Genomic DNA, 23,158 nt, shown 5'->3' on the forward strand with positions numbered 1-23,158 from the left:
GATGAAGATGCGGTTTGTTCCCCTTGTTGTCAGCAGCTGTCTTTTCTTGACGTCCTGCATGGTCGGACCGGAATACAGGCCGGACAGGATGAAAGTGCCGGGCCATTTTGCCAGTGAGCCCCACCCCGCCACCAAGGAGGAAATTGCCGAGACGGAAGCCAACCTCCGGGACTGGTGGGCGCAGTTTCACGATCCTGTTCTGGACAGACTGGTGGAGCAGACCATCAGAGGGAATTACGACCTTCAGGTGGCCACCCAGCATGTTCTGGCCGAGCAGTCTGTCCGGCGGCAGGCACAGGCCAACTGGTATCCCCAGCTGGATGCCAATGCGGGTGGGGGAGACAACCGCTACTCCATCAATGTTGACAACTGGCCCCTGCGCCCGGGCAACCCGAATAATCACCCCCATGCGTCTGTGCTGACCTATGGTGCCCGGGCAAGCTGGGAGATTGATGTTTTTGGCCATATCTCCCGGCAGGTGCAGGAGCGTAAGAGGCTGGTGGAAGTCAGCATCGAGGAGCGGCGGGGGCTGCTGCTCTCTCTGCTGAGCCAGCTGGTGACAGACTATGTTGAGCTGCGGACCATCCAGACCCGCATGAGCGTGACAGAGGATTCCATCCGCACGGCTCGGGACAGTACCCAGCTGGTGGAGAGGCTCTTCAATAATGGCGTCGGCAATACGCTGGCCATTGCCCAGTCCCGGACGGAAGAACATGCCGAGCTGGCTCGTCTGCCCCCCTTGCGGGCGCGGCAGGAGCAGCTCATCCATGCCATCAACGTGCTGATGGGTGAGATGCCCGGTAAGGAACAGCCTGATCTTGAAGAGCGGCGGCCCATCCCGACCCTGCCCCCGTTCCCGGCTATGCTGCCTTCCGCCGTGCTGACCAACCGGCCTGACATCCGTTCGGCCGAGCGGCGCTATGCGGCGAGCGTCTCCCGCATCGGAATCACGATTTCCAATCTGTATCCCAATTTCAGCATCCCGCTGACCTTCAATCCCAATGCCTCTGCCGCCTATCAGGCGTTCCAGATTGGAGGGATGAGCTGGAATGTCATGATGATGGCCTCCCTGCCCATCCTGCATGGGGGTAAATACAGCGCCCAGATCGCCCAGGCCAGAAGTGAGGCGGAGGCCAGTCGCCTGCAATATCGTCAGACCGTTCTGAATGCTTTTCGGGAAGTGGAAGACAGCCTCGATGACTGGCATCAGGACAGCGAGCTGGTGCGGGAAGAACGGGAGGCCGCCACGCAGGCCGGTCTGGCCCTGTCCCGTGCCCGCAAGCTCTATGCCGCCGGGCTGACGGGCTATCTGGATGTTCTCAACTCCCAGCAGACCTACCTGTCCCGCCGGGTGGCCGCCGTGTCGGCTACCGGCAAGCGCATGGATGATGCCATCTCGCTCTATATTGCCTTCGGTGCCGGTTGGCAGGGGCGGGAACTTTCCAATACCACCCTGAAGGTGGAACAGCATGAGAGCAAGGACATGATCCTGCGGGCCTTCAGCCGTTAGGTCATATCTGGCTGGCGGGTGTCCCGGTAAGCCTGCATCGTGCTGAACCGCAGGTTGAGGGCATGTGTTCCTCCTGCCCGGTCGGGCACGTCCATCGTCACGGTCGGGTCCAGCCGCATGGCGTCGTGCCCGGCGAGATGGACGATGCCGACAGGGCGGTGCGGAAAAGTGACCTCGCAGAGCAGGCCCGTTCGTGAGTCGATCTGCCACGGTCCCAGATAGTTGCATCCGGCAGGCATCAGGGCGGTGGCGTAGCCATCGTGATAGCTTGTCAGGGCCATGGCGAGCTGGCCGGAGCTGAATATCTTGCCGTGCCGCAGGGCTTCTTCCTGCCAGTGGCGGAGCCGGGGCCAGTGCGGAGCCGTGCGGGAGAGGGCGAAAACACCGGCATTGAGGGTGGGGCGCACGCCGATATGACGGCATATCGCCCGGGGCAGCCGGGCCAGACGGGAATTCTTGTACAGGATGGTGCGGAGCTGCACGAGGCCGAAGGGCAGCCAGCGCAGCCGGAACAGCGGCTTGTGCAGGAAGAGTTCCGGCGTGATGGCCAGAGCGTGCGGCGTCTGCTCGGCGGCCTGGAAGAGAAGCTCCACGGCCTGACAGTCCTGCACCCAGGCATCTGCATCGATCCATACCAGCGTGTCATGCTCCGGGAAGAGCTGGTCCAGCCACATCTTGGAGAGTTCGATGGCCAGATTGGGACGCCTGCGCATGGCCCATCGTGAGACATGAGGAAAGGCTCTCGGGGTACGGACAGTGATGCCATTCTGCTCCAGCCATGTGACCTGTTTCCGCTTCAGCCCGCCATCAATGCAGGCGACCGGCAGCCCGGCCAGCTCCGGGAAGCGGCGGATGGAAGCGACCAGCTCCTGAAGCAGGGGAAAATAACGGCTGTCGCTGCCTGTAATGATGAGGCGGCGGGAAAGGTTGGCAGGGGAGGGGCTGTCAGCATGCAGCATGAAGAACTGTCTTTCGGCAAGGTCTGGGAAAGTGTCGGGAAATGCACGGGCAAAAATTCATTCTCTATTGACCTTACCTTACAGGCACACCACTTCTTTGGGAAAGAAAGGTTTTTTCCATGACAGGCACACCAGTACAGTCAGCCGCCGATTTCCTGCGCCCCCGGGTGCAGACCCTCATCAGGGAGGCGGAAGCTGCTGGCTATTCCAGAAGCAGGGTTCTGGCCGTGCTGATCGACCTGCTGGATGATACGGATCTGGAGGATACAGGACAGTAATGGCGACTGACCCATATAAGGTTCTTGGCGTAAGCAGTACAGCGTCGGAGAAGGAAATCCGCAGCGCCTACCGTCGGCTGGTCAAGCAGTATCACCCTGACCGCAACCCCGGTGATACCAAGGCGGAGGAGCGCTTCAAGGAGATTGGCAAGGCGTACGAGATTGTCGGTGACGAGGAGAAGCGCGCCCAGTTCGATCGTGGCGAGATCGATGCGGATGGCCAGATGAGGGGTCCCTTTGGCGGGGGCGGTTTTGGTGGCGGTGCCGGGGCCGGTGGCCCAGGTGGTGGCTTTGGCGGATTTGGCGGTTTCTCGGGCGGTGGTTTCAATCCGGAGGATCTGGGGGACATTTTCGGTGCCTTTGGTGGCGGGGGCGGTGGTTTCCGGTCTGCCCGTCCCCGGCGGGGCGAGGACCTGCATGGCGAGCTGCGTATCAGCATGGAGGAATGTGCTCTTGGTACCCGGCGTGATGTCAGCCTTGGTGGAGGGCGTGAGGTGTCCGTCACCATTCCTGCGGGCATCGAGGATGGCAAGACGCTTCGTTTGCGGGGGAAAGGTCAGCCGGGGCAGCCCGGCATGGATGGTCGGCCCGGCCCTGCCGGGGATGTGCTGCTGAAGATTCATGTGGCGGAAGACCCTTATTACAGGCGTGAGGGGCGGAATTTGCGTGTCACGCAGGATGTTGACCTCCATACGGCCATTCTGGGTGGCAAGGTGCATGTCCGTACCCCGGGTGGAACGGTGGCGCTGAAGGTCAAGCCACATTCTGACAGTGGCACGGTCCTGCGTTTGACTGGTCGTGGTATTGCGGCGGATAAACGGCATGAGGCGGGAAATCTGCTGGTGACCCTGCGTGTTGTGCTGGGGACCATTTCGCCGGAGCTGGAAGCCCTCGTGCGGCGTGAAGCCGAGGAGAAAACGGAGAGCTGAGGGCCAGTCCCTGCTGGAGTGTGGTGTGTGGCAGGGTGGTGAAAAAGGAAGGCAGGCCCTCTGTCCCGCTTTGGGATGTGAAGGGCCTGCCTCTGGTGTGTTGGTGATGGCCCTGCAAGGGGTTGGGAGTGGCGGGGAAAGGACGGGTTAGCCATGGTCTGGGGGATGTCTTTCTGGCTGCGTGTCAGACAGTCCAGCGTTCTGGGAGCATTGGTGGCCATCGTGTTTGTTGTGGCCCTGTGTGTGCTGGGCCTGGTGGGGATTGCCCATGTGGATGGGTTCCACCTCGCAGGGGGCTGATTTTTGCGCTAGTGAGGAGGGAGCCAGTGTCCTTCCCGTAACGGAGTAGCGTGCCCTCATGACCGATCAGCAACATTCTGCGGCGTCCTTTTTTGTCGCACGGCGGCAGGCTTTTGCTGTCGTCATGGCCATCGAGCTGTGGGAGCGTTTCGGTTATTACGGCATGCAGGCTGTCCTGACCGTTTTCATGGTCACCCAGCTGCACATGCGGGATCATGACGTTAACCTCATGCAGGGGGGACTGGGATTTTTCATCTACAGTCTTCCTGTTTTGGGGGGGCTTCTGGGGGATCAGTGCCTCGGGACAAGACCCACCATGCTGGTGGGGGCCTTCGGGCTGACAGCCGGATATGGTCTTCTGGCCATGTCTCTTGGCAGTCAGGCTGTTTTCCTTCCGGCCCTGACACTGATTGCCCTCTCCAACGGGTTGTTCAAACCCAATGCGGGGACGCTCGTTCGGCGCATTTACGCCGGGGATGGCACGGCACTGGATGCCGCTTTCACACTCTACTATATGGCCATCAATGTTGGGTCGACCGTCTCCATGCTGCTGATGCCGTGGCTCCAGCAGCGCTATGGGGCGGCTGTGGCCTTTCTGGCCTGTGCCGGGGGGCTGCTGGTCGGGCTTGGCTATTATGCAGTGCGGGCCGGGCGTATGCGGAGGTTTCTTGCCGCACGGGCGGTTGAGGCAGTCCGGCGGCATGGGCCATCCTCCATGCCTGTTCCTCTGGTGGAGCGTCTTTCCACTCCCGTGCTGAAAGGGGCGCTGGGCGCTGGAATCCTGCTGGCCCTGCTGGTGGTCTGGGGATTTTGCACATGGGTGCTGTACAGCCCGGCGCTGGTCCAGCTCTGCATCATTCTGGCAGGGGTGGGGCTTCTTCTGCTCTGGGTCTGGCTTTATGTGCGGGCGAAGGACGGTGAACGGCCCGGTCTGCTGCTGACCTACATCCTCTGTGCTCAGACAATGGCCTACCAGATCTTCTACCAGCAGATGCAGACCTCCCTGACACTGTTTGCCATGCGGGATGTCTCTGGCGTGTACCAGCTGGGGTCATGGCGGCTGTTCACCATGTCGGCAGGCCAGTTCCAGGCGCTCAATCCGATCGCTGTCATGTTGTTCAGCCCGCTGCTGGCATGGCTGTACCGTCGTCATGCGGGTAGGGGGCAGGATGCTTCACCCGCCATCAAGATACTGCTCGGTTATGGCTTGGTCGCTCTGGCTTTTTGCATCTGGTGGTTGGCCGCTGGCCATAGCACGGGGCTTGTTTCGCCGTGGGTCATGGTGGCCGGGTATGGCACCATGTCCCTCGGGGAGCTGCTGACCATCGGTCTTGGGTTGGCCATTGTGGCCCGTTATGCCCCGGCCCGTGTCAGCGCAGTGCTGATGGGGGCCCTGTTCCTGCTCTGGGGGGTCGGCATGTATCTGGGGAGCCTGGTGGCTGATCTCGCCAGTGTTCCGGCCGATGGTGGGGGCAGCCTGGCGGGTTATGCTGCCCTGTTCCGGGAACTGTTTCTGGGGTGTGTGGGGCTGTGTGTTGTGCTGGCCCTGCTTCTGCCGCTGACCCGCCGCCTCGGGCAACAGCATCGTAGCTGGACGGTAAATAAACCGGCAACGGTCACATGAACTTGAAGAGGTGGATGACGACTGATCTGGTATAGACAGATTTCACCACTGGAAGTCAGCGATAAAATTTATATAAAGGGACGGTGTCATCCTTTGCCGCAGTGCCGCTTGTGGCCTGTCTGGCATTGTCGTGCTGAAGGCTGCCATGGCGCATCTGGCCTTCAGGTTCCTGTCCTGATCAACGGCTATGAAGGCTAATCTATGCGTGGAATGTGGCAAAAGGCTGGTACAGCAGCAGTAGGTGTCGCTTGGATGCTGGGAGGCCATGCCGTTTTTGCGCAGGATGCTGCCGGGCCGGCTGCCGTGAAGGAGAAAGCGGCAGCAGGTGGGGAGATCACGACGGCCCAGAGGGATGAGCTGTTGAAGGAGCGGAATTACGGTGCGCCTGCAAGGGATGAGCAGCGTGCTTTCGGGTCCGTGCCTCTCCCGATCCCGGGTGACGTCTTCTCCCGCGGGGCCAGTGAGCAGGCTTCACCAGAGAAGCAGAAGGGGCTTTTCCCCAACAGCTGGCACGATTTTGCCAATCAGGATGGGTTTTTTGGTGACCCCTGGGGCGCACGGAGCTGGCTGGCCGATCATGGCGTGACGATCGGCGGGCGTTACTTTCAGGACACCGCAGGCAATCCGTTCGGGGGGAAATCCCGTGCGGTCCGCTATGCGGATGAAGAGGCCCTGTCTCTGGATTTCAACCTGAAGAAGCTGCTGGGCGTTGCCTTCAATGCGGGCACACTGCACTTCCTGACACTGGCCCGTCAGGGGGCCGGGCTGGGAAACACGTTGCCGGCTGTTGACAGCCCGATGGAAATTTACGGGGCCGGTGAGACCATGCGCCTTGGCCGCCTCAGCTGGGAAATGCACTGGAACAAGTACGTACATACCGAGGTTGGTGAGATCAACACGGAGAATGACTTCGAGCAGTCTTCCACCTATTGGGGGGCCAACCTGTACTGCCAGTTCCAGAACAACGGCATCTGCGGGATGCCGCAGTCCATTGCCATGAATTCGGGTTACGGCTTCTATCCGACGGCCCATCCCGGTGCGTGGATCAAGCTGTATCCGGCGGGGAATGACCATTATCTGGTGCAGTTCGGGGCCTACAGTGTGGACCCGACGATCACCGGCGTGCGGAATGGCTGGAAGATGAACCTGCACGGGGCGACAGGTACCTATCTGCCGTTCCAGCTGGGCTGGCATCGGGGCGGGACGGATGATTATAGCGGCCCGTTACAGACGAACGTGAAGATCGGCGGCTATTGGGATACGTCCGAGGTCAAGAACGTCTATGGCCAGATGGGAACATATTACATTCCGGCTTCTGCGGCGCAGGATGCGCCCGTCTCTAAGGTGAGGGGCCGGTTTGGTGGGTGGTTCCAGTTTGACCGCATGTTGCAGCGGGATGGAGCGGACCCGCACCGGGGAACGGCGTTTTTTGCCTCCTTCACATGGGGCGATCCCCGCACGGCCATTGCGCCCTATTTTGTGACGGCGGGTATTACCCGGAAGGGAACGTTCGCCAGCCGCCCCAATGATACAATCAGCCTTGGCATGAAGGCCCTCTGGGCCAATCCGAAGGTCACACACTGGATCGAACATCTCCAGCACACGGGCCGGGGTGCCGGGCTGTATGCTCCGCATTCGGAAGAAGCCATCGAACTCAATTATGGATACTGGCCCACACGCTGGCTGCTGCTGCGGCCCGGCTTGCAGTATCTCTGGAGTCCCGGTGCTCTGAAACGGTACAAGGATGCCATGCTGATTGATCTGGAATCAGCCATTTCTTTCTGAGGTCATCCCGCCTGCTGCAGGTCACAAAAGGTCGTCTTTGGGACGGCCTTTTTTCATTTTCGGCAGCAGAATATCACTTTTCATCCCATTCTGTCTGTTCTGGATATTGTCCCGCTTTTCAGAAGGTGGATATACTTACGATACCGGAACAATAGGTGGGGTGGCTCAATGCGGTATTGGCAGTATCTTCTGGTGGTCGGGGTGTGCGGTGGAGCTGTGTCATGGCTGGAAGGCGCACAGGCCGCTCCCAGCGAGCAGGGGGGCCCCGTTCAGGCCACGCTGGCCGGCACGTCCTCTTCTTCCGTTCCGGCAGCTCCATCACCTGCCCCGGTGGCGGCCCCCAGTGCCGTCCAGCCTGCCGCACCGGCCGGGAAGAGCTGGTTTTCCGACATTGATGTCGGTTTCCAGATTGAGGGCGGGGCCATGGCCAATACCGGCCATCCTGGAAATGGCATGAATTTCGGTCAGCTTCTCCAGTCCCACAGTGATACGGGGATGCTCAATCAGGTCGCCCTGACCATCACCAAACCCGTTGACCCGATTGGTGACGGTTACGGGCTGGGGGCGAACATCCAGATGCTTTATGGTTCTGATGCCAGAGCTTACGTCATCACGGGGATTTCAGACCGCTGGCTGGATCATCACCGCTACCAGCTTACCCCCATTCAGGCCAACATCGCCCTGCATATGCCGTGGCTGACGAAAGACGGGCTGGATATGCAGCTGGGCATCCTGTCCTCCCCCATGGGGGTGGAGGTGCTGAATCCGGCAGGGCGGGCCTTCTACACCATGTCCTATACGGCGCAGTATTCCAATCCGTTCGAGCATGTCGGCTTCTATGGGCAGTGGCACCTGAATTCGCATTACGCTGTTCTGTTCGGGATGGATGCCGGGAACCAGAAATCATTTGGCCGGGGCAACAACAATGGCGAACCGGCCGGTTATGTGGGCTTCAATGCCAGCCAGCTGGCAGGAGGTGCCCTGTCCCTGACCTATCTGCTGCGTGTCGGGCCGGAAGACCCCCGCCGTGCGCTGGGCAGCCACAGGGCGCATGAGGCGCAGCGTTTCTGGAACGACCTCAGCGCCACATGGCAGATCAACCCCAAATGGAGCCTGACAGCCGAGGCCACGCAGGTTCATGATGAGGGGCTGGATGCCAATACATGGAGCGGCGTCATCTGGGGAGCCTATGCGGCAACATCCACCCTGACCTTCAATGCCCGGGCGGAAGTCTATCGGGACAGCACGGGCCAGTTTGTCGTGCAGTACCCGGAGGACACAGGCTATGGCCGGTCACTGCTCGGCCTGCCCGCCCGGACCTACAGCGCCCCGGCAACGACGTATGGCGACCTGTCCTTCAATGCCGTGTGGCGGCCGAATATCGGCCATCATGTCAAGCTGCTTCAGATCCGTCCGGAAATCCGGTTTGACCGTTCGTTGAACAACACCCGGCCTTTTGCGGATTTCCGGCATCAGAACCGTATTCTGATTGGCGGAGACGTGACGCTCGGTTTCTGAGGGGGAATTTCAGCCACGCCCCCGGTATCCGGGCACATCCTGTGCGGGAATCCAGACATCGTCCGGGGCGGGGCCTGTCTGCCAGAAGACGTCGATCGGCATCCCGCCACGAGGGTACCAGTAGGCCCCGATGCGCAGCCATTCCGGGTCCAGCAGTTCGACAAGGCGTGTGGCGATGGTTACCGAGCAGTCTTCATGGAAGGCTCCGTGATTGCGGAAACTGGTGAGGTAGAGCTTGAGGGACTTGCTCTCCACGATCCAGTCCCGTGGGATGTAGTCGATGACGATATGGGCAAAGTCCGGCTGTCCCGTCACCGGGCAAAGGGAGGTGAATTCCGGAGCGGTGAAACGGACAACATAACGCCGCCCTTTATGGGGAGCCGGGACACGCTCCAGCTCGGCGGTTTCAGGCGACTCCGGCTGTACGGTCTGTCGGCCAAGCTGGCTGAGGCTTTCCGTGCCGGGGGCGGTGGGGCCTTTGGGGGGATGGGTGGTCATGAAACGGCTCCTTTTCTGCTGGAATGAGAAAGATGAAGGCATGAAATACGATGCTGCATGGCTTGATACACGGTTCGGATTTGCAAAAAAATCAGTTTCGGTGCAGTAAGGGCACCATTCTGTCCCAATCTGTCACTTCCTGAAAGATCGTCCATGGACATCCGTAACATTGCCATTATTGCCCATGTCGATCATGGGAAAACAACACTCGTGGATCAGCTGCTCCAGCAGTCCGGCACTTTCCGTGAGAATCAGGCCGTCACCGAGCGTGCGATGGACAGCAATGATCTCGAGCGTGAGCGCGGGATTACCATCCTGGCCAAATGTACTTCCGTCGTGTGGAAGAACACCCGCATCAACATCATCGACACCCCGGGCCATGCCGACTTCGGTGGTGAGGTGGAGCGCATCCTGAGCATGGTCGATGGGGCCGTGATTCTGGTGGATGCCGCCGAAGGTGCCCTGCCGCAGACCAAGTTCGTGCTGGGCAAGGCCCTGGCCCGTGGTCTGCGCCCGATGGTTGTCGTCAACAAGGTGGACCGTGGCGACGCCCGCCCGGACGAGGTGCATGACGAGGTGTTCGACCTCTTCGCCGCCCTCGGCGCCAATGACGAGCAGCTGGACTTCCCGATGCTGTATGCGTCCGGCCGCCAGGGCTGGGCGGATACGGAGCTGGAAGGCCCCCGTGAGAACCTGCACCCGCTGTTCGACCTCGTCCTGAAGCATGTGCCCAGCCCGGGCCTGGACAAGGACAAGCCGTTCGCCATGGTCTCCACCATTCTGGAGAGCGACAACTTCCTTGGCCGTATCCTGACAGGCCGCATCGAGCAGGGCCGTGCGAAGGTGAACATGCCCATCCGTGCCCTGCGGGCTGATGGCAGCGTGGTCGAGACAGGCCGCATCACCAAGCTTCTGTCCTTCCGTGGTCTGGACCGTGTGCCCGTCGAGGAAGCCGAAGCGGGTGACATCGTGGCCATTGCCGGTCTCTCCGAGGCCACCATTCCCGACACGCTGGCCGAGCCGTCCATCGAGGAGCCGCTGCCCTCCACACCGATCGACCCGCCGACCCTTTCCATGACCTTCCGCATCAATGATGGTCCGCTGGGTGGTCGTGAGGGCAAGAAGGTGACGTCCCGCCAGATCCGTGACCGTCTCTTCAAGGAGACGGAAGGCAACGTGGCCATCAAGGTGACGGACAGCCCGGAAAGCGAGGCTTTCGAGGTTGCCGGTCGTGGTGAGCTGCAGCTGGGCGTGCTGATCGAGAACATGCGCCGTGAGGGGTTCGAGCTGACCATCGGCCGTCCCCGTGTGCTGTTCCGTGAGAATCCGGAAACGGGTGAGCAGGAAGAGCCGTTCGAGGAAGTCGTCATCGATGTGGACGAGCCTTATTCCGGCGTGGTCGTGGAGAAGATGTCCCTGCGCAAGGGCGTAATGCAGGACATGCGTCAGTCCGGTGGTGACAAGGTCCGCCTGACCTTCATGATCCCCTCCCGTGGTCTGATCGGCTATCACGGCGAGTTCCTGACCGATACCCGCGGGTCCGGTCTGATGAACCGTCTCTTCCACTCCTACCAGCCGCATGCTGGTGCGATTGAAGGCCGCCGCAACGGCTCCCTGATCTCTGCCGAGGATGGTGCGACGACTCCGTATGCGCTTTTCTCCCTTCAGGATCGTGGGACGCTCTTCGTGGATGCGGGTGAGAAGATCTACACCGGCATGATCCTCGGTGAGCATTCCCGTGAGAATGATCTGGAAGTGAACGCCGTGCGTGAGAAGAAGCTCACGAACATGCGTGCCTCCGGCAAGGATGATGCCGTCGTGCTGGTTCCGCCCCGCAAGATGAGCCTCGAGCAGGCCATTGCCTACATCGAGGATGATGAGCTGGTGGAGGTCACGCCGTCTGCCATCCGTCTGCGCAAGCGTTATCTGGACCCGCACGAGCGCAAGCGTGCCGCCCGTGGTGCGAAGGGCTGAGGCCCGGACTTCCGTTTTGGGTCATGAAAAAGGCCGGGGCGTCTGCTCCGGCCTTTTTCCATGTCAGGCTGTATCAGATGTCTGCCCCTCTGTGGCATGATGGCGGGGCTTCACAAGGGAAGAAGGGAAAATGTCATGACCAAGAGTCTCTATGCGACCATGAAAGCCCTGCCCGGCCACCGGGAGAAGGTGGCCAGCCTGCTGACGGCTCTGGCCGAGAACGTGCGGGCCGAGCCGGGTTGCGTGCGGTTCGTGGTGTACACGCTGGAAGATGAGCCGGACCTGTTCCATGTCGAGGAAAGCTACCGGGATGAGGCGGCCTTCAAGGCCCATATGGGGACCGAGCATGGCCGTGTGTTCAACAAGGCCATCGAAACCCTTGTTGAAGGTGGTGCCTCCAGGGTCGTGTTCCTGAAGGGCGTTGCCTGAACGGGGACCATCCGGCAGACGAAAAAAAGCAGGTGTCCCGTCATAGGGCACCTGCTTTTTTCATGGGCGGTGGGTGGGGGAGCCGTATCAGGGCGTGCCCGGCTGGCCCCGGCTTGTGGAATGTTCAAAGCGCAGGGCCTTGTCAGGATGGGCGACATGGTGGGCCGCATGGGCGGCCACGGCTCCCTCCGAGAAGCCCTGAAGGATCAGCTTCATCTTGCCGGGATACTGGGCCACGTCGCCAATGGCGAAGATGCCTTCCAGACTGGTCTGCATGGTGGCGGGATTCACGGGGATGGTGCTGCGCTGTGTCTCCAGCCCCCATGCGGCCACCGGGCCAAGGTCGGTTGAGAGACCGTAGAAAGGCAGCAGCACGTCCGCTTCCAGAGAGCGGACCGTGTCATCCATGGCGATGAGGTCCACATGGGTCAGCTGGCCGTTTTCGCCCTTCAGGCCGTGCAGCTGGTAGGGAACGGCTTTTTCGATGGCCCCGGCGGTGATCTTGGCCTCGATCTGCGCCAGTGTCTCCGGTGCCCCACGGAAGCGGTCCCGCCGGTGGACGAGATAGACTTTTTCGGCAATGTCGGAGAGGGAGAGGGCCCAGTCCAGCGCAGAATCTCCGCCCCCGGCCACGACGATGCGCCTGCCGGTGAAGTCGGCCCGTTTTTTCACATAATACTGCACGGCCCCGCTGCGCTCATAAGCGTCCAGCCCGTCCAGCGGAGGGCGGTTTGGCCCGAAGGCACCAGCACCGGCAGCGATGATGATGGCCTTGGCATGGATAGTATCGCCACGCTCATTCTTCAGGGTGAAGGCCCCCGGCCCACCTTCCAGATGGCTGACCCGGCTGCCGAGAAGGCGGGGCACGTTGAAGGGAGCGATCTGCTCTTCAAGGGCGGCAATCAGGTCACCTCCGGTGATGGAGGGATGGGCCGGAATGTCGTAGATCGGTTTTTCCGGGTACAGGGCCGCACATTGCCCGCCCACACTGTCCAGAACATCCGTCAGGATGCAGTCCAAGCGTAACATCCGGCATTCAAAGGCGGCAAAAAGTGCCGTGGGGCCTGCGCCAATGATGGCGACATCTGTCGTGTGGGAAGAAGCTGCATGTGTCATGCTGGTATTCATAAGCATTTTTTTGCCGCTCGAGTAGAGGTTTGTTTGGCCATGTGAGCCTGGAACAGGCCCCATTGGCTGGTTCTGCTGAGAGAAACGGCCGGGGGTTGTGGGGCTCCCTCTTGTGTCCGGGGGAGGCTTCAGCAATGCTGGCGCCTGTTACGGGTAGCGATACGGGGCGTTGTGTCTGATGGACGTGCATCTTTCTTCTCAGCAGCAGACAGTGCTTCTGGCACGGCATCTTGCGGACATGGTGCGACAGGGGGACTGTGTGGCCCTTCAGGGTGAGATGGGAGCCGGCAAAAGTACGTTTGCCCGGGCACTGATCCGCCATATGGCTGGTGATGAGGCTCTGGAGGTCCCCAGCCCGACCTTTGCGCTTGTCCAGCCTTACGAGACGAAAGCCGGAACGGTGTTCCATTATGACCTCTGGCGACTTTCCGGGCCGGATGAACTTTATGAACTCTCATGGGATGATGCCTGTGAAAGCATCATGTTGGTGGAGTGGCCCGATCGTGCTGAGGATATGCTGCCAGCCGGGGCCCTGCATCTGACATTTGCGCAGGGGACCGGCGAGGAGGCCCGCATCGTGACCCTGCATGGCTGGCCGGAGGAACGGTTGAAGGCCCTGTCCTCTTTTTCTGAAAGGAGGAAAGGCTGATGGGACAGGCACATCCGCTCAATATTGCAACCATTCCGGCATCCTGTCCGTTTCTGGATACGGTCGTGCAGAACTGGCTGGAGCGTGTGGGGGTGGAGGCTGGCCCGGACGGGCGCAGCGGTGGTGACAATGGCACGATTCTGGTGCCTGGCCGCCGTGTGGCCCGTGCCTTGATGGAAGCCTTCCTGCGGGTTCTGGATGGCCGTCCGGCCCTGCTGCCTGCCATCGTGGCTCTGGGAGATGTGGAGCAGCAGAGCCTGTTTCCCATGACGGTTGATGAGACTGTTCCGCCTTCTGTGGGACCGGTTTTCCGGCTGGCCATTCTGGCCCGGCTGATTCTGGCGGCACCTTTTTTCACGACCGTATCAGGCCGGGACGGCGGTACGATCGACCGGGTCTGGCCGCTGGCGCAGGCTCTGGCAGAGCTGATGGATGATGCCGAGCGGAATGGTGTGGACTTATATGAAGCCCTGCCGAAAGCCGTGGCTGATGATTTTGCCGGACACTGGCAGAAGACGCTGGAGTTCCTTCGGATCGTCACGGAAGCATGGCCTGCCATTCTACGGGAGGAAGAGCGTAGCAACATCATGGCCCGTCAGGTCGCCCTGATTGAGGCGCAGGCCCGCCTCTGGGCGGATATGCCGCCGGATTATCCGCTCTGGGCCGTAGGCTTTGTGGATGGGTCTGCCGGGGTGACCACGGCGCTGGAGGCTGTGGCGGTCCTGCCACGAGGCATGGTGGTCTTTCAGGGGCTGGATTGCGGCATGGAGGATGAGTGGTGGAACCAGCTTCCTCCCACCCATCCACAGGCCCTGTTTCGTGAATTCCTGTCCCGGGCCGGGATAAATCGGGCGGATATTGCCATATGGGGATATCCGCTGCGGCCGGAGCGGGAAAATCTTTTCCAGCATGTCATGTTGCCAGAGGCAGGCATTGCCTGCTGGGGGCAGCCGGTGGGTGATGTCCGTCCTTCTGGCATCAGTCTGCTGCCAGCAGCGGATTCGCAGCAGGAAGCGCAGGCCATTGCCCTGATCCTGCGGGACGTGGCCAGCCAGCCGGGGCGTTCCGGTGCTCTTGTGACGCCGGATCGTGGTTTGGCCGACCGTGTCCGGGCGGAGCTTCTGCGTTTTGGTATCCATGCGGATGATAGTGCAGGAGAGCCGCTGGTCCGTACCCCTGCGGCCGTATTCCTGCGGCTGATCGCCCAGGCCGTGACGGCCCGGTTCAGCCCGGTGGCATTGCTGTCCGTTCTCAAGCATCCGCTGGCAGCTCTGGGGGGGAGTCCCGGCCGTGCCCGGGCTAGTGCCCGCCTTCTGGAAAGGCGGCTGCTACGGGGGCCGGCTCCCCAGCCGGGGCTGGATGGACTGCGCCATGCTCTTGAGGCTTTGCAGGAGGCGCAGCAGACGGATAATGGCTATCAGGCCGATGCACCAGACAGCCCGGAACGCCTCGCAATATTTCTGGACAGGATGGAAGAAGCGTTCAGGCCCCTGCTGGGGCTGGAGTCAACCGCCCGTGTGCCAGAGCTTCTGGCTGCCCTTCTGGAGACAGCCGAACAGCTCGCAGCGGTGGAGGGTGAGGGGTACGAGGCTGACCAGCCCCGCCCTGGGTCCCGTCTTTGGCTGGGGGAAGATGGCGGGGCCCTGTCCCGGCATTTCGTGGAGCTGATGAGCCATACGGGGGACTTGCCACCCCAGCCCCTGAGAGCACTGGAGGGGTTTCTGACGGCCAGCATGGCGGGCAAGACTTTGACAGGGCTGCGGGGCTACCAGGGGGGTGTGGAACTCGCCCATCCCCGAATCTCCATCTATGGCGTGCTGGAAGCCCGCCTGCTGGCTTTTGATACCGTCATTCTGGGAGGGCTGAATGAAGGCAGCTGGCCTCCCGCAGCGGAATCCGGCCCGTGGATGAGCCGCCCGATGCGCCAGCGTGTCGGCCTGCCGTCACCGGAGCGGCGGATTGGTGCACAGGCGCATGACTTTGTATCTGCTGCCCTGTCGTCGGAGCAGGTCATCCTGTCCAATGCCCAGCGGCGGGAAGGGTCACCCGCCGTCCCGGCCCGGTGGCTGATGCGCCTTTCAGCGTTTCTGGAAGGGAGGCAGATCACGCTTCCCGTTCACCCGGCACTGGCGTGGCAGACCATGCTGGACATGCCTGCCGGGGAGGCAAAGCCCGTAGCCCCCCCCGAGCCACGGCCTCCCCTGCCTCTGCGCCCCCGGCGGCTGAGCATTACCCAGCTGGATACGCTCAAGCTGGACCCCTACACCATCTATGCCCGTCATGTGCTGGGGCTGAAGGTTCTGGCCCCGCTGGAAGAAGGGGCGGAACACGCCGATTACGGGAAGATCGTCCATACGGCTCTGGAGCGCATGATCAGGGAGCATCCCGGTACATGGCCGGATCATGCGGCACAGATTCTGCACCGTCATTTTGATGATGCCCTTGATGATGCCCTGGTGAATCCGGCTCTTGCCAGCTGGTGGCGGCCTCGCCTGCATCGTATTGCCGACTGGGTACTGGCGCAGGAGGAGTGGCGTCGTGTAGGGCGGTTGAACTGTACGTCTCACACAGAGGTCTCTCTGGCATATACGCTACGGGGCCTGCCGGGTGGTGACTTCCATATTACAGGACGGGCCGACCGGATTGATCTGTGGAATACGCCGGGGCAGGAGGACACCACGGGGCGCATCCTTGATTACAAGACAGGAACACCCCCTGAAAGCAACGAGGTGATCGCAGGCTGGTCATCCCAGCTGGTGCTGGAGGCTGCCTTTCTGAAGGAGGGTGCTTTCGAAGGCCTGCCTGCCGTGGAAACGGACGCGTTGGCCTATTGGAAACTGAGCGGCGGAGAGGAACCCGGCAAGGAAGTGGTCATTCCCTCCGTGAGGGCAGAAGTGACGCTGGGTGATCTGGTTGGCCCGGCTCTTGAGCAGCTGCGGACTCTTCTGACGGATTATGACGATCCATCCCGGCCTTACCGGTCTCAGCCATGGGCAGGGAAAGAGCACCGTTACAGCGATTACACCCAGCTTGCCCGTGTGGCGGAATGGCGTCTGGCAGGAGACGATTAAGAATGATCCAGCTTGCATCACAGGGACAGGATAACCATCAACGGGCCCTGAAAGAGGCCAATGCGGCACAGAAAAAGGCGTCGAATCCCATTGCTTCCGTCTTTGTGTCGGCCTCGGCAGGGTCGGGGAAGACAAAGCTGCTGATTGACCGGCTGTTACGTCTCATGCTGCCACTGGAACAGATTGGTGAGGATGGGCAGCCTGTCCTTCTGGACGGGTCGGAGCCTTCCCGCATCCTGTGCCTGACCTATACGAAAGCCGCTGCCGCTGAGATGGCGCATCGTCTGCAAAGCCATCTCGGTCGCTGGGTGTCTCTTTCAGATGAAAGACTGGGAGAGGCACTGACTGCACTGGATGTGCCCAACACGGCTGCTACGCGGGAGTGTGCCCGTGGGCTGTTCCTGAAAGTGCTGGATGCGCCGGGCGGTTTGCAGATTGAAACCATTCATGCCTTCTGCCAGTCCCTTCTGCGGCGCTTCCCACTGGAGGCAGAGCTGGACCCGCATTTCGTCTTGATGGAAGAGGCGGACGGACAGATGGCCCTTCGCCGTGCGCTGGAGGACAGTCTGGCGCAGAATCAGGACCCTGTGCAGGTTCTGGCAGGCCTGACCGGTTTTGACAGGCTGATGGGCCTGCTTGGGCAGTTCAATGCTCAGTCAGGTCTGCTTCAGCCCCTGTTGCGGCTTTGGGAGATGTGGCCGGAGCGGGTGCAAGAGGCCTATCAGGGGCTTCTTGATGTAGGGAGCGAGTTTTCAGAGATTCTGAAGGTCGAAGCCTGCCAGCTGGAAGATGAAGCGGCATGGCGGGCGGACATTCAGGCAGCTTTGCCGCAGCTGGCGCCTTCCAAAAGGGAAAAGTTCGAAACGTTCCTGAGATGGCTGGAGTGTGACAATCCTGCCGAGCGGGATGATGCCTTCCTGCTGTCGCTCCTGTTCACGAAGGAAGGCGGGGTCATGGACATGAGCCGCCATCTGGGGGCCAAGGCCCGCAAGGCGGCCCCCGATTTGGTACAGCGTCTTCTGGATGAAGCCAGACGCCAGCAGGAGATGCAGGAGCGTATCCGTATCCAGCGGCTTCTGGAGATCAACACGGCTTTTCTGTCCCTTGCCCTGCCGGTCATGGGGCGTTTTGCCGATGAGAAAAGAAACCGTGGCACGGTCGATTATAATGATCTGATCGCCCGGACGAGGGCTGTCCTGCGGGAGCCGGGGGCAGCATGGGTGCTGTACAAGCTGGATGGCGGTATAGATCATCTTCTGCTGGATGAGGTGCAGGACAATTCCGGCCTGCAATGGGAAATTGCCGGGGCCCTGACGACAGATTTTTTCTCTGGTTCCGGCGTGCGGGAGGACATGCCTCGTCCCCGGACCATCTTTGCGGTGGGGGATTTCAAGCAGTCCATCTACAGTTTCCAGGGCGCAGAGCCGGAACAGTTCCACAAATGGCGGCAGGAATTCGCTCGCCGTGTGAAGAATGCCGGTCTTCTCTGGGAGGAACCTCAGCTCAATGTGTCGTTCCGGTCCCTCTCGCCGGTTCTGAAATTTGTTGATGCCGTTTTTGCGGGAGAGGCTGCACGGGACGGCCTGCGGGAGCCGGGGGAAGATGGCAGGCTCATCCACCGTTCGGCCCGGTCCGGTGGTGGGGGGCGTGTGGAGCTGTGGCCTCTGGTACCTGTGGATGGGACAGCCGGAGAAGTGCCTGATCCATGGCGTGCACCGGAGAAGAACGAGGATCAGCGTAGCACCCAGCAGCGTCTGGCCGATGCGCTGGCCACGCATATACGGGCGCAGATCGGCCGTCCGCTCCAGTCGGACACGGCCCCGCTGAAGGCCGGAGAGGTGATGATTCTGGTGCCCAAGCGCTCCGCCTTCCTGCGGGCGCTGATTCGGGCCCTGAAGGCACGGGATGTGCCGGTGGCCAGCTTCATCAGCAGCGGGCTGGTGGAGCAGCCAGCCGTGCAGGACCTGATGACCCTCTGTGATGCGCTGCTTCTGCCGCAGGATGATCTGAGCCTTGCCAGCGTGTTGACATCCCCCCTTGGTGGGTTGAGTGATGAGTCTCTCATGGCCCTGGCCACGGCGGATGGGCAGCGGCGTGAGCTGGGGCGGGGCGGGATGCCGCTCTGGAGTCTTCTGGCCCGGCGGCATGAGGAGCGGCCGGAATGGCGGGCGGCATGGGAGCGGTTGCAGGCCCTCTACAAACGTGTGGATTATGATTCACCCTACGAGATTCTCATGCAGGCGCTGGGTGTGCAGGGGGGACGGACCCGCCTTCTGGCCCGTCTTGGTGCTGAAGCTGCCGAACCGGTGGATGAACTGTTGACGGTCGCCCTGACATATGAAACCCAGCATCCGCCATCCCTCCAGGGTTTCCTGCACTGGCTGCGTGCCAGTACGGTGGAGAGCAAGCGTGAGGTGGAGGCCGAGATTGATGCCGTGCGCATCATGACGGTCCATCGGTCCAAGGGGTTGCAGGCCCGTCTGGTCATTCTGCCTGATATGACAGGTACGGCTGGCCGGCCTGACCCTCTGCTCTGGACAGAGCTGGATGCCGATATGCCGGAGGGTGGCCTTGCGGATGATGCGTTACATGGGCCGCTCTGGATACCACAGGTCAAGATGGGGACGGAGCGGACACGGGAGCTTCTGGCACACCAGCAGGCCCGCCAGAAGGAGGAGAAGAACCGTCTGCTCTACGTGGCCCTGACACGTGCCAGTGATGCGCTGCTCATCTGTGGCTGGAAGCCAAAGAAGAACAGCAGTCAGAGCTGTTGGTATGATCATTGTCTGGCTGGCATGAACCGTCTGAAAGAGCAACTGGGAGAGGAGGCTGTCGGTTCGTCCGGGGATGGGCATGATGATCTGGAGAGTCTCTTCCGGATGGGATTGACGGTGAAGGATGAACCTTTCGCAGGAGACTGGGAGGGGGAAAGTCTTGTGCTGGAGATGCCCGTCATGGCTTCGGCAGTAGCGGGGATACGTCCCGATGCGGCGCCGGTCCGGCCTGCTCTGCCTGCCTGGATGGGACAGGCACCGGACTGGCAGGTGACCCCTGCCCCCCATGAGGATGCCCTGGCCCGTCCTCTGGCCCCAAGCCGACCGGAAGCGGCGGCCTATGGGCCATTGCCTGCGGCCCGGTCCCCTTTGGAGATCATGCGGGAGGGGCTGGTCATTCCACAGCCGGCCCGTCGCCGTCAGGATGCCATGGAGCGGGGGACGCTGGTCCACAGGCTGCTCCAGTTCCTGCCGGACCTGCCCGCATCAGAGCGGCGGCTGAAGGCCGAAGCATGGCTGCGGCATACCATGCCGGGGTTGGCGGAGGAGGACGTGACCAGTCTGGCAGGGCATGTGGTTTCTGTCGTGGAGATGGATGTTCTTGCGCCGCTTTTCGGGCCGGGGAGCCGGGCCGAGCAGGGTGTGTCCGGTACGCTGGGCCGCCCGGGGGACGGGTCGGGTCGGGTCGTGCTGGGGCAGGTGGACCGCTTCCGCTTTGATGGACAGACGGTCTGGCTTTGCGATTACAAGACGGGCCGCCCCCCATCCCGGCCGGAGCGTGTACCATCGGCCTATCTGGGGCAGATGGCCAGCTACCGGCGTGTCATGCAGGGGCTGTATTCCCATTGTCCCGTGCGGTGTTTCATTGTCTGGGTGGATGGGCCTGCCGTGACGGCGCTGCCGGAGTCTCTGCTGGATGCACAGGAAAACCTCCCCCGATGACCGGGGCATGGCATGATGTCTGTTACCCTCTGTTTATCATAGAGAAAACATATTACGCTGCACGGCAATACCTGTTTCTCAAGTAGATGGTCCATCTGCGAAGGTAACAGTACCGGAGAAGTCATGATTGCATGAGGGCGTATGAGGCCCCGGTCATGGTGGGGTGTGCTGCTGGTCACTGCGTCTGATCTATGGCAGAGACACTACAGGTGAGATCGTGTTTGTGTGGGGAAGGATCATATCATGAGCGAGCATACAGTAGCTGTGACGGATCAGAGCTTTGAGGCGGATGTCCTGAAGGCTGAGGGATTTGTTCTGGTGGATTTCTGGGCAGAATGGTGCGGTCCTTGCCGTATGATTGCCCCGGCGCTGGATGAGATCGGCAGGGATTACAAGGGCCGTGTCACGGTGGCAAAGGTGGATATCGACTCCAACCCGGAGACCCCGACGACCTTCGGTGTGCGCAGCATTCCGACGATGATCCTCTTCAAGGCAGGCAAGCCGGTTGCCCAGCAGATGGGCGCCCTGCCGAAGAGCCAGCTCAAGGCATGGCTGGAGGCCCATATCGATTGATGCCGTTTTGCCATGGCGGATGGCATGAGGCCCGGATGGCAGGGGTTACCCTGCTGCCGGGCCGTTTTCATAAAGGGGGAGCGCATGAGGGAGATGGTCAGTTTCCGGCAGACGGTGTAGAATGGCCGCCATGTCAAAAAAGCCCGATTTTCCTGCCCCTGTCATGATCACTACCTCGGCTGGGGTAGCATCCCTCTGTGAGAAGCTGCGTCACGAACCGTTCGTGACGGTGGATACGGAGTTTGTGCGGGAAAGAACCTACTGGCCCCGCCTGTGCCTTGTCCAGCTTGGTGGTTGTGAGGATGTTGCCCTGATTGATGCCTGTGTGCCGGGCATTGACCTGTCTCCCTTGGCGGCTCTTCTGGCAGAGCCTGCGTGCGTGAAGGTTTTTCATGCTGCCCGGCAGGACCTTGAGATTTTCCTCCATTTATTCGACCAGCTGCCCGTCAATGTGTTTGATACGCAGGTAGCGGCCATGGTGGCCGGGTTTGGTGAGCAGGTCGGGTATGACAATCTCGTGTCTGCCATGACAGGCCAGGGCATCGACAAGTCACACCGTTTCAGCGACTGGGCAGCCCGGCCTCTTTCAAAGGCGCAGATCGCCTACGCCAGTGCGGATGTGACCCATCTGCGGGTCATTTATGAAAAGCTGTTGGGCCAGCTGGAGGAACAGGGCCGCCTGCCCTGGGTGAAGGATGAGCTTGCGGCTTTGGGGGAAGTCAGCCTCTTCCGGCCGGATCCCAGAGGGCTCTGGATGAAGCTGAAACCCCGCACAGGCAACAGGAAGGTACTGGCTGTCCTGCGGGAGGTGGTTGCATGGCGGGAAGAAGCGGCCCAGCAGGCGGATGTGCCCCGCCAGCGAATCATTCGTGATGAAAGCCTGCTGGAGATTGCCGTGGCCCGTCCGCATGATAGCGGGACGTTGGCACGGATCCGTGGTGTCACGGCTGATTTTGCCAGAAGTGATCTGGGGCGTGATCTGCTGGCTGCCGTACAGCAGGGGGAGCAGTGCCCGGAGAGCGAGCGGCCGGAACTGCCGCACAAACGCAAGGCGGAGCGGCCCCGTGCGCCTTCCGGTGTGCTGGCTCTGCTCAAGGTTCTTCTTACGGCCCGGAGTGAGGAAGGGCGCGTGGCAGCCCGGCTGATTGCCTCCTCGGATGAGCTGGAGCGTCTGGCGCAGGGGGAGACGGACCTGCCGGTCCTCAAAGGGTGGCGGGCCGAACTGTTCGGGCATGAGGCGCAGGCCCTGCTCCGGGGGGAGAAGGTTCTGTTTGTCAGTAAAGGCCAGTTGCAGGTCGTGGACAGGGGATGAAGCCCTGTTGCCCGGAAACTGCGCTGGTGGATGAGCCACACGGCAGGTGAGGAGATGGGGCCGGTTTTGGGTTGGCCCGGTTTCTGCTAAGCATGGTGGGAGACCGCCATGGCTGTGTGCTGTGGGAACGAGTGGAGAAAACGTGGATGGCTATGGAATGGACAGATGAGCTGATCGCGCGGCTCAAGGAGCTTTGGGAGCAGGGTCTCTCAACGGCTGAGATTGGCCGTCAGCTTTCTATTACGAAGAATGCGGTCGTTGGCAAGGCTCATCGCCTTGGGTTGCCGCCTCGTCCGTCTCCCATCCGCAACAAGGCCGCGGCGGAGGGCTCTGCCAAACCGGCACGTACCCGGACCCGCAAGGCCGAGGCCACATCTGAGGCTGTGGAGGAGAAGGCCGCCTCCGCAGCGCCTGCCAAGCCTGTGGAGAAGAAAAAGGCTGCGGCTCCCAAGGTGGTGAAAGTGTCTCCTGCTGCTGCGGAGGAGCCGGCAAAACCAGCCAGTGTCAAGGCGGACAGACCGGCCGGAGCCGAAAAGCCAGCCAAGGCATCAGCTCCGAAAGCAGCTGCAGCGGCTCCTGCTGAAAATCCCAAAGCAGCCGAGCCAGCGGCACGTCCGGCAGCGCCGGTCGCCCAGCGTAAGGTGGCTCCGCCGCGGCGTGTGCGTGATACGATCGATCGCACCTTGCGGCAGGGGCCGACATGCCAGTGGCCTCTCGGAGATCCCGGCACGCCAGACTTCCATTTCTGCGGTGCCACACCACTGCCCGGCAAGCCTTATTGTGCGGAACATGCCGCCATTGCTTATGTGAAGATTCGGGATCGTCGTCACTGAGAGCGTGACTGCGGCTTGCGGGCTGTCATGAAAAAGGCTGCCATCCCGTGCAGGAATGGCAGCCTTTTCCGT

The 23,158-nt window shown here is 61.4% G+C and carries 18 protein-coding genes; 15 read left to right on the forward strand and 3 right to left on the reverse strand.

The genetic code is table 11. The features are described from left to right. Nucleotide 1 precedes the first annotated feature (1 nt). The gene (locus DTJ15_RS05795; RefSeq protein ID WP_249085860.1) at nt 2-1,510 is read left to right on the forward strand and encodes an efflux transporter outer membrane subunit; all 1,509 of its coding nucleotides are present in this window, start codon (nt 2-4) and stop codon (nt 1,508-1,510) included. Here DTJ15_RS05795 and DTJ15_RS05800 read toward each other — a convergent pair. After that, entirely contained in the window at nt 1,507-2,469 is a 963-nt protein-coding gene (locus tag DTJ15_RS05800) for a glycosyl transferase (RefSeq protein ID WP_249109643.1), read from the reverse strand. The two genes, DTJ15_RS05795 and DTJ15_RS05800, sit on opposite strands and share 4 nt — an antisense overlap. 119 nt (nt 2,470-2,588) lie before the next feature. Here DTJ15_RS05800 and DTJ15_RS05805 point away from each other — a divergent pair, with 119 nt between their 5' ends. The 6 genes from DTJ15_RS05805 to DTJ15_RS05830 all read left to right on the forward strand — a co-directional run bounded on the left by DTJ15_RS05805 (nt 2,589) and on the right by DTJ15_RS05830 (nt 8,903). Continuing rightward, the gene (locus DTJ15_RS05805; RefSeq protein WP_166651579.1) at nt 2,589-2,747 is read left to right on the forward strand and encodes a hypothetical protein; all 159 of its coding nucleotides are present in this window, start codon (nt 2,589-2,591) and stop codon (nt 2,745-2,747) included. Next, on the forward strand, nt 2,747-3,676 hold the full coding sequence (locus tag DTJ15_RS05810) for a DnaJ C-terminal domain-containing protein (RefSeq protein WP_043558046.1): 930 nt from the start codon (nt 2,747-2,749) through the stop codon (nt 3,674-3,676). Before DTJ15_RS05805 ends, DTJ15_RS05810 begins: the two co-directional genes overlap by 1 nt. Nucleotides 3,677-3,829: 153 nt before the next feature. Beyond that, nucleotides 3,830-3,976, forward strand: coding sequence for a hypothetical protein (locus DTJ15_RS05815; protein WP_156878828.1), 147 nt, complete (start codon nt 3,830-3,832; stop codon nt 3,974-3,976). A gap of 58 nt (nt 3,977-4,034) precedes the next feature. Next, entirely contained in the window at nt 4,035-5,600 is a 1,566-nt protein-coding gene (locus tag DTJ15_RS05820) for a peptide MFS transporter (RefSeq protein WP_081562820.1), read from the forward strand. A gap of 252 nt (nt 5,601-5,852) precedes the next feature. Beyond that, nucleotides 5,853-7,385: a carbohydrate porin gene (locus DTJ15_RS05825; protein ID WP_249109644.1), complete on the forward strand. Its 1,533-nt coding sequence runs from the start codon at nt 5,853-5,855 to the stop codon at nt 7,383-7,385. A 168-nt stretch (nt 7,386-7,553) separates the two neighbouring features. Then, entirely contained in the window at nt 7,554-8,903 is a 1,350-nt protein-coding gene (locus tag DTJ15_RS05830; RefSeq protein WP_249109645.1) for an outer membrane beta-barrel protein, read from the forward strand. A 9-nt stretch (nt 8,904-8,912) separates the two neighbouring features. Here the strand turns inward: DTJ15_RS05830 and queF are convergent, their stop codons facing one another. Beyond that, entirely contained in the window at nt 8,913-9,401 is a 489-nt protein-coding gene (gene queF, locus DTJ15_RS05835) for a preQ(1) synthase (RefSeq protein ID WP_043558053.1), read from the reverse strand. A 153-nt stretch (nt 9,402-9,554) separates the two neighbouring features. On the opposite strand from queF, the gene typA reads away from it, so the two are divergent. Next, nucleotides 9,555-11,375 (forward strand): translational GTPase TypA, encoded by a 1,821-nt coding sequence (gene typA / locus DTJ15_RS05840; protein WP_043558056.1) that lies wholly within the window; start codon nt 9,555-9,557, stop codon nt 11,373-11,375. Nucleotides 11,376-11,510: 135 nt separating this feature from the next. Further along, on the forward strand, nt 11,511-11,804 hold the full coding sequence (locus tag DTJ15_RS05845) for a putative quinol monooxygenase (RefSeq protein WP_043558466.1): 294 nt from the start codon (nt 11,511-11,513) through the stop codon (nt 11,802-11,804). An 87-nt stretch (nt 11,805-11,891) separates the two neighbouring features. Here the strand turns inward: DTJ15_RS05845 and DTJ15_RS05850 are convergent, their stop codons facing one another. Beyond that, nucleotides 11,892-12,920, reverse strand: coding sequence for an NAD(P)/FAD-dependent oxidoreductase (locus DTJ15_RS05850; protein ID WP_249103295.1), 1,029 nt, complete (start codon nt 12,918-12,920; stop codon nt 11,892-11,894). Nucleotides 12,921-13,110: 190 nt separating this feature from the next. Between DTJ15_RS05850 and tsaE the strand changes: the two genes are divergently transcribed. From tsaE to DTJ15_RS05880, 6 genes are all read left to right on the forward strand, one after another. Next, entirely contained in the window at nt 13,111-13,581 is a 471-nt protein-coding gene (tsaE, locus tag DTJ15_RS05855) for a tRNA (adenosine(37)-N6)-threonylcarbamoyltransferase complex ATPase subunit type 1 TsaE (protein WP_283162675.1), read from the forward strand. Further along, on the forward strand, nt 13,581-16,652 hold the full coding sequence (gene addB / locus DTJ15_RS05860) for a double-strand break repair protein AddB (RefSeq protein WP_249109646.1): 3,072 nt from the start codon (nt 13,581-13,583) through the stop codon (nt 16,650-16,652). The genes tsaE and addB overlap by 1 nt, the downstream gene beginning before the upstream one ends. Nucleotides 16,653-16,654: 2 nt before the next feature. Continuing rightward, on the forward strand, nt 16,655-20,368 hold the full coding sequence (gene addA, locus DTJ15_RS05865; RefSeq protein WP_249109647.1) for a double-strand break repair helicase AddA: 3,714 nt from the start codon (nt 16,655-16,657) through the stop codon (nt 20,366-20,368). Between the two features lie 243 nt (nt 20,369-20,611). Beyond that, on the forward strand, nt 20,612-20,941 hold the full coding sequence (gene trxA / locus DTJ15_RS05870) for a thioredoxin TrxA (protein WP_043558061.1): 330 nt from the start codon (nt 20,612-20,614) through the stop codon (nt 20,939-20,941). 121 nt (nt 20,942-21,062) lie between these two features. Then, complete coding sequence (rnd, locus tag DTJ15_RS05875) at nt 21,063-22,253, forward strand: ribonuclease D (RefSeq protein WP_249109648.1); 1,191 nt, start codon at nt 21,063-21,065, stop codon at nt 22,251-22,253. A gap of 146 nt (nt 22,254-22,399) precedes the next feature. Next, nucleotides 22,400-23,086 carry a GcrA family cell cycle regulator gene (locus tag DTJ15_RS05880; protein ID WP_249103291.1) on the forward strand — a complete coding sequence of 229 codons (687 nt, stop codon included), beginning with the start codon at nt 22,400-22,402 and terminating at the stop codon, nt 23,084-23,086. The last annotated feature ends 72 nt before the right edge of the window (nt 23,087-23,158 follow it).

The sequence above is a fragment of the Parasaccharibacter sp. TMW 2.1891 genome (assembly GCF_023337675.1).
Taxonomy (GTDB): Bacteria; Pseudomonadota; Alphaproteobacteria; order Acetobacterales; family Acetobacteraceae; genus Bombella; species Bombella apis.

What these genes read in the sequence shown, in the direction of transcription:
- DTJ15_RS05810 (WP_043558046.1), top strand. Translation starts at nt 2,747, where the DNA reads ATGGCGACTGACCCATATAAGGTTCTTGGCGTAAGCAGTACAGCGTCG.
- rnd (WP_249109648.1), top strand. Translation starts at nt 21,063, where the DNA reads ATGGCCGCCATGTCAAAAAAGCCCGATTTTCCTGCCCCTGTCATGATC.
- typA (WP_043558056.1), top strand. Translation starts at nt 9,555, where the DNA reads ATGGACATCCGTAACATTGCCATTATTGCCCATGTCGATCATGGGAAA.
- tsaE (WP_283162675.1), top strand. Translation starts at nt 13,111, where the DNA reads ATGGACGTGCATCTTTCTTCTCAGCAGCAGACAGTGCTTCTGGCACGG.
- DTJ15_RS05800 (WP_249109643.1), bottom strand. Translation starts at nt 2,469, where the DNA reads ATGCTGCATGCTGACAGCCCCTCCCCTGCCAACCTTTCCCGCCGCCTC.
- queF (WP_043558053.1), bottom strand. Translation starts at nt 9,401, where the DNA reads ATGACCACCCATCCCCCCAAAGGCCCCACCGCCCCCGGCACGGAAAGC.
- addA (WP_249109647.1), top strand. Translation starts at nt 16,655, where the DNA reads ATGATCCAGCTTGCATCACAGGGACAGGATAACCATCAACGGGCCCTG.
- DTJ15_RS05880 (WP_249103291.1), top strand. Translation starts at nt 22,400, where the DNA reads ATGGCTATGGAATGGACAGATGAGCTGATCGCGCGGCTCAAGGAGCTT.
- addB (WP_249109646.1), top strand. Translation starts at nt 13,581, where the DNA reads ATGGGACAGGCACATCCGCTCAATATTGCAACCATTCCGGCATCCTGT.
- DTJ15_RS05850 (WP_249103295.1), bottom strand. Translation starts at nt 12,920, where the DNA reads ATGACACATGCAGCTTCTTCCCACACGACAGATGTCGCCATCATTGGC.
- DTJ15_RS05815 (WP_156878828.1), top strand. Translation starts at nt 3,830, where the DNA reads ATGGTCTGGGGGATGTCTTTCTGGCTGCGTGTCAGACAGTCCAGCGTT.
- trxA (WP_043558061.1), top strand. Translation starts at nt 20,612, where the DNA reads ATGAGCGAGCATACAGTAGCTGTGACGGATCAGAGCTTTGAGGCGGAT.
- DTJ15_RS05820 (WP_081562820.1), top strand. Translation starts at nt 4,035, where the DNA reads ATGACCGATCAGCAACATTCTGCGGCGTCCTTTTTTGTCGCACGGCGG.
- DTJ15_RS05825 (WP_249109644.1), top strand. Translation starts at nt 5,853, where the DNA reads ATGCTGGGAGGCCATGCCGTTTTTGCGCAGGATGCTGCCGGGCCGGCT.
- DTJ15_RS05845 (WP_043558466.1), top strand. Translation starts at nt 11,511, where the DNA reads ATGACCAAGAGTCTCTATGCGACCATGAAAGCCCTGCCCGGCCACCGG.
- DTJ15_RS05805 (WP_166651579.1), top strand. Translation starts at nt 2,589, where the DNA reads ATGACAGGCACACCAGTACAGTCAGCCGCCGATTTCCTGCGCCCCCGG.
- DTJ15_RS05830 (WP_249109645.1), top strand. Translation starts at nt 7,554, where the DNA reads ATGCGGTATTGGCAGTATCTTCTGGTGGTCGGGGTGTGCGGTGGAGCT.
- DTJ15_RS05795 (WP_249085860.1), top strand. Translation starts at nt 2, where the DNA reads ATGAAGATGCGGTTTGTTCCCCTTGTTGTCAGCAGCTGTCTTTTCTTG.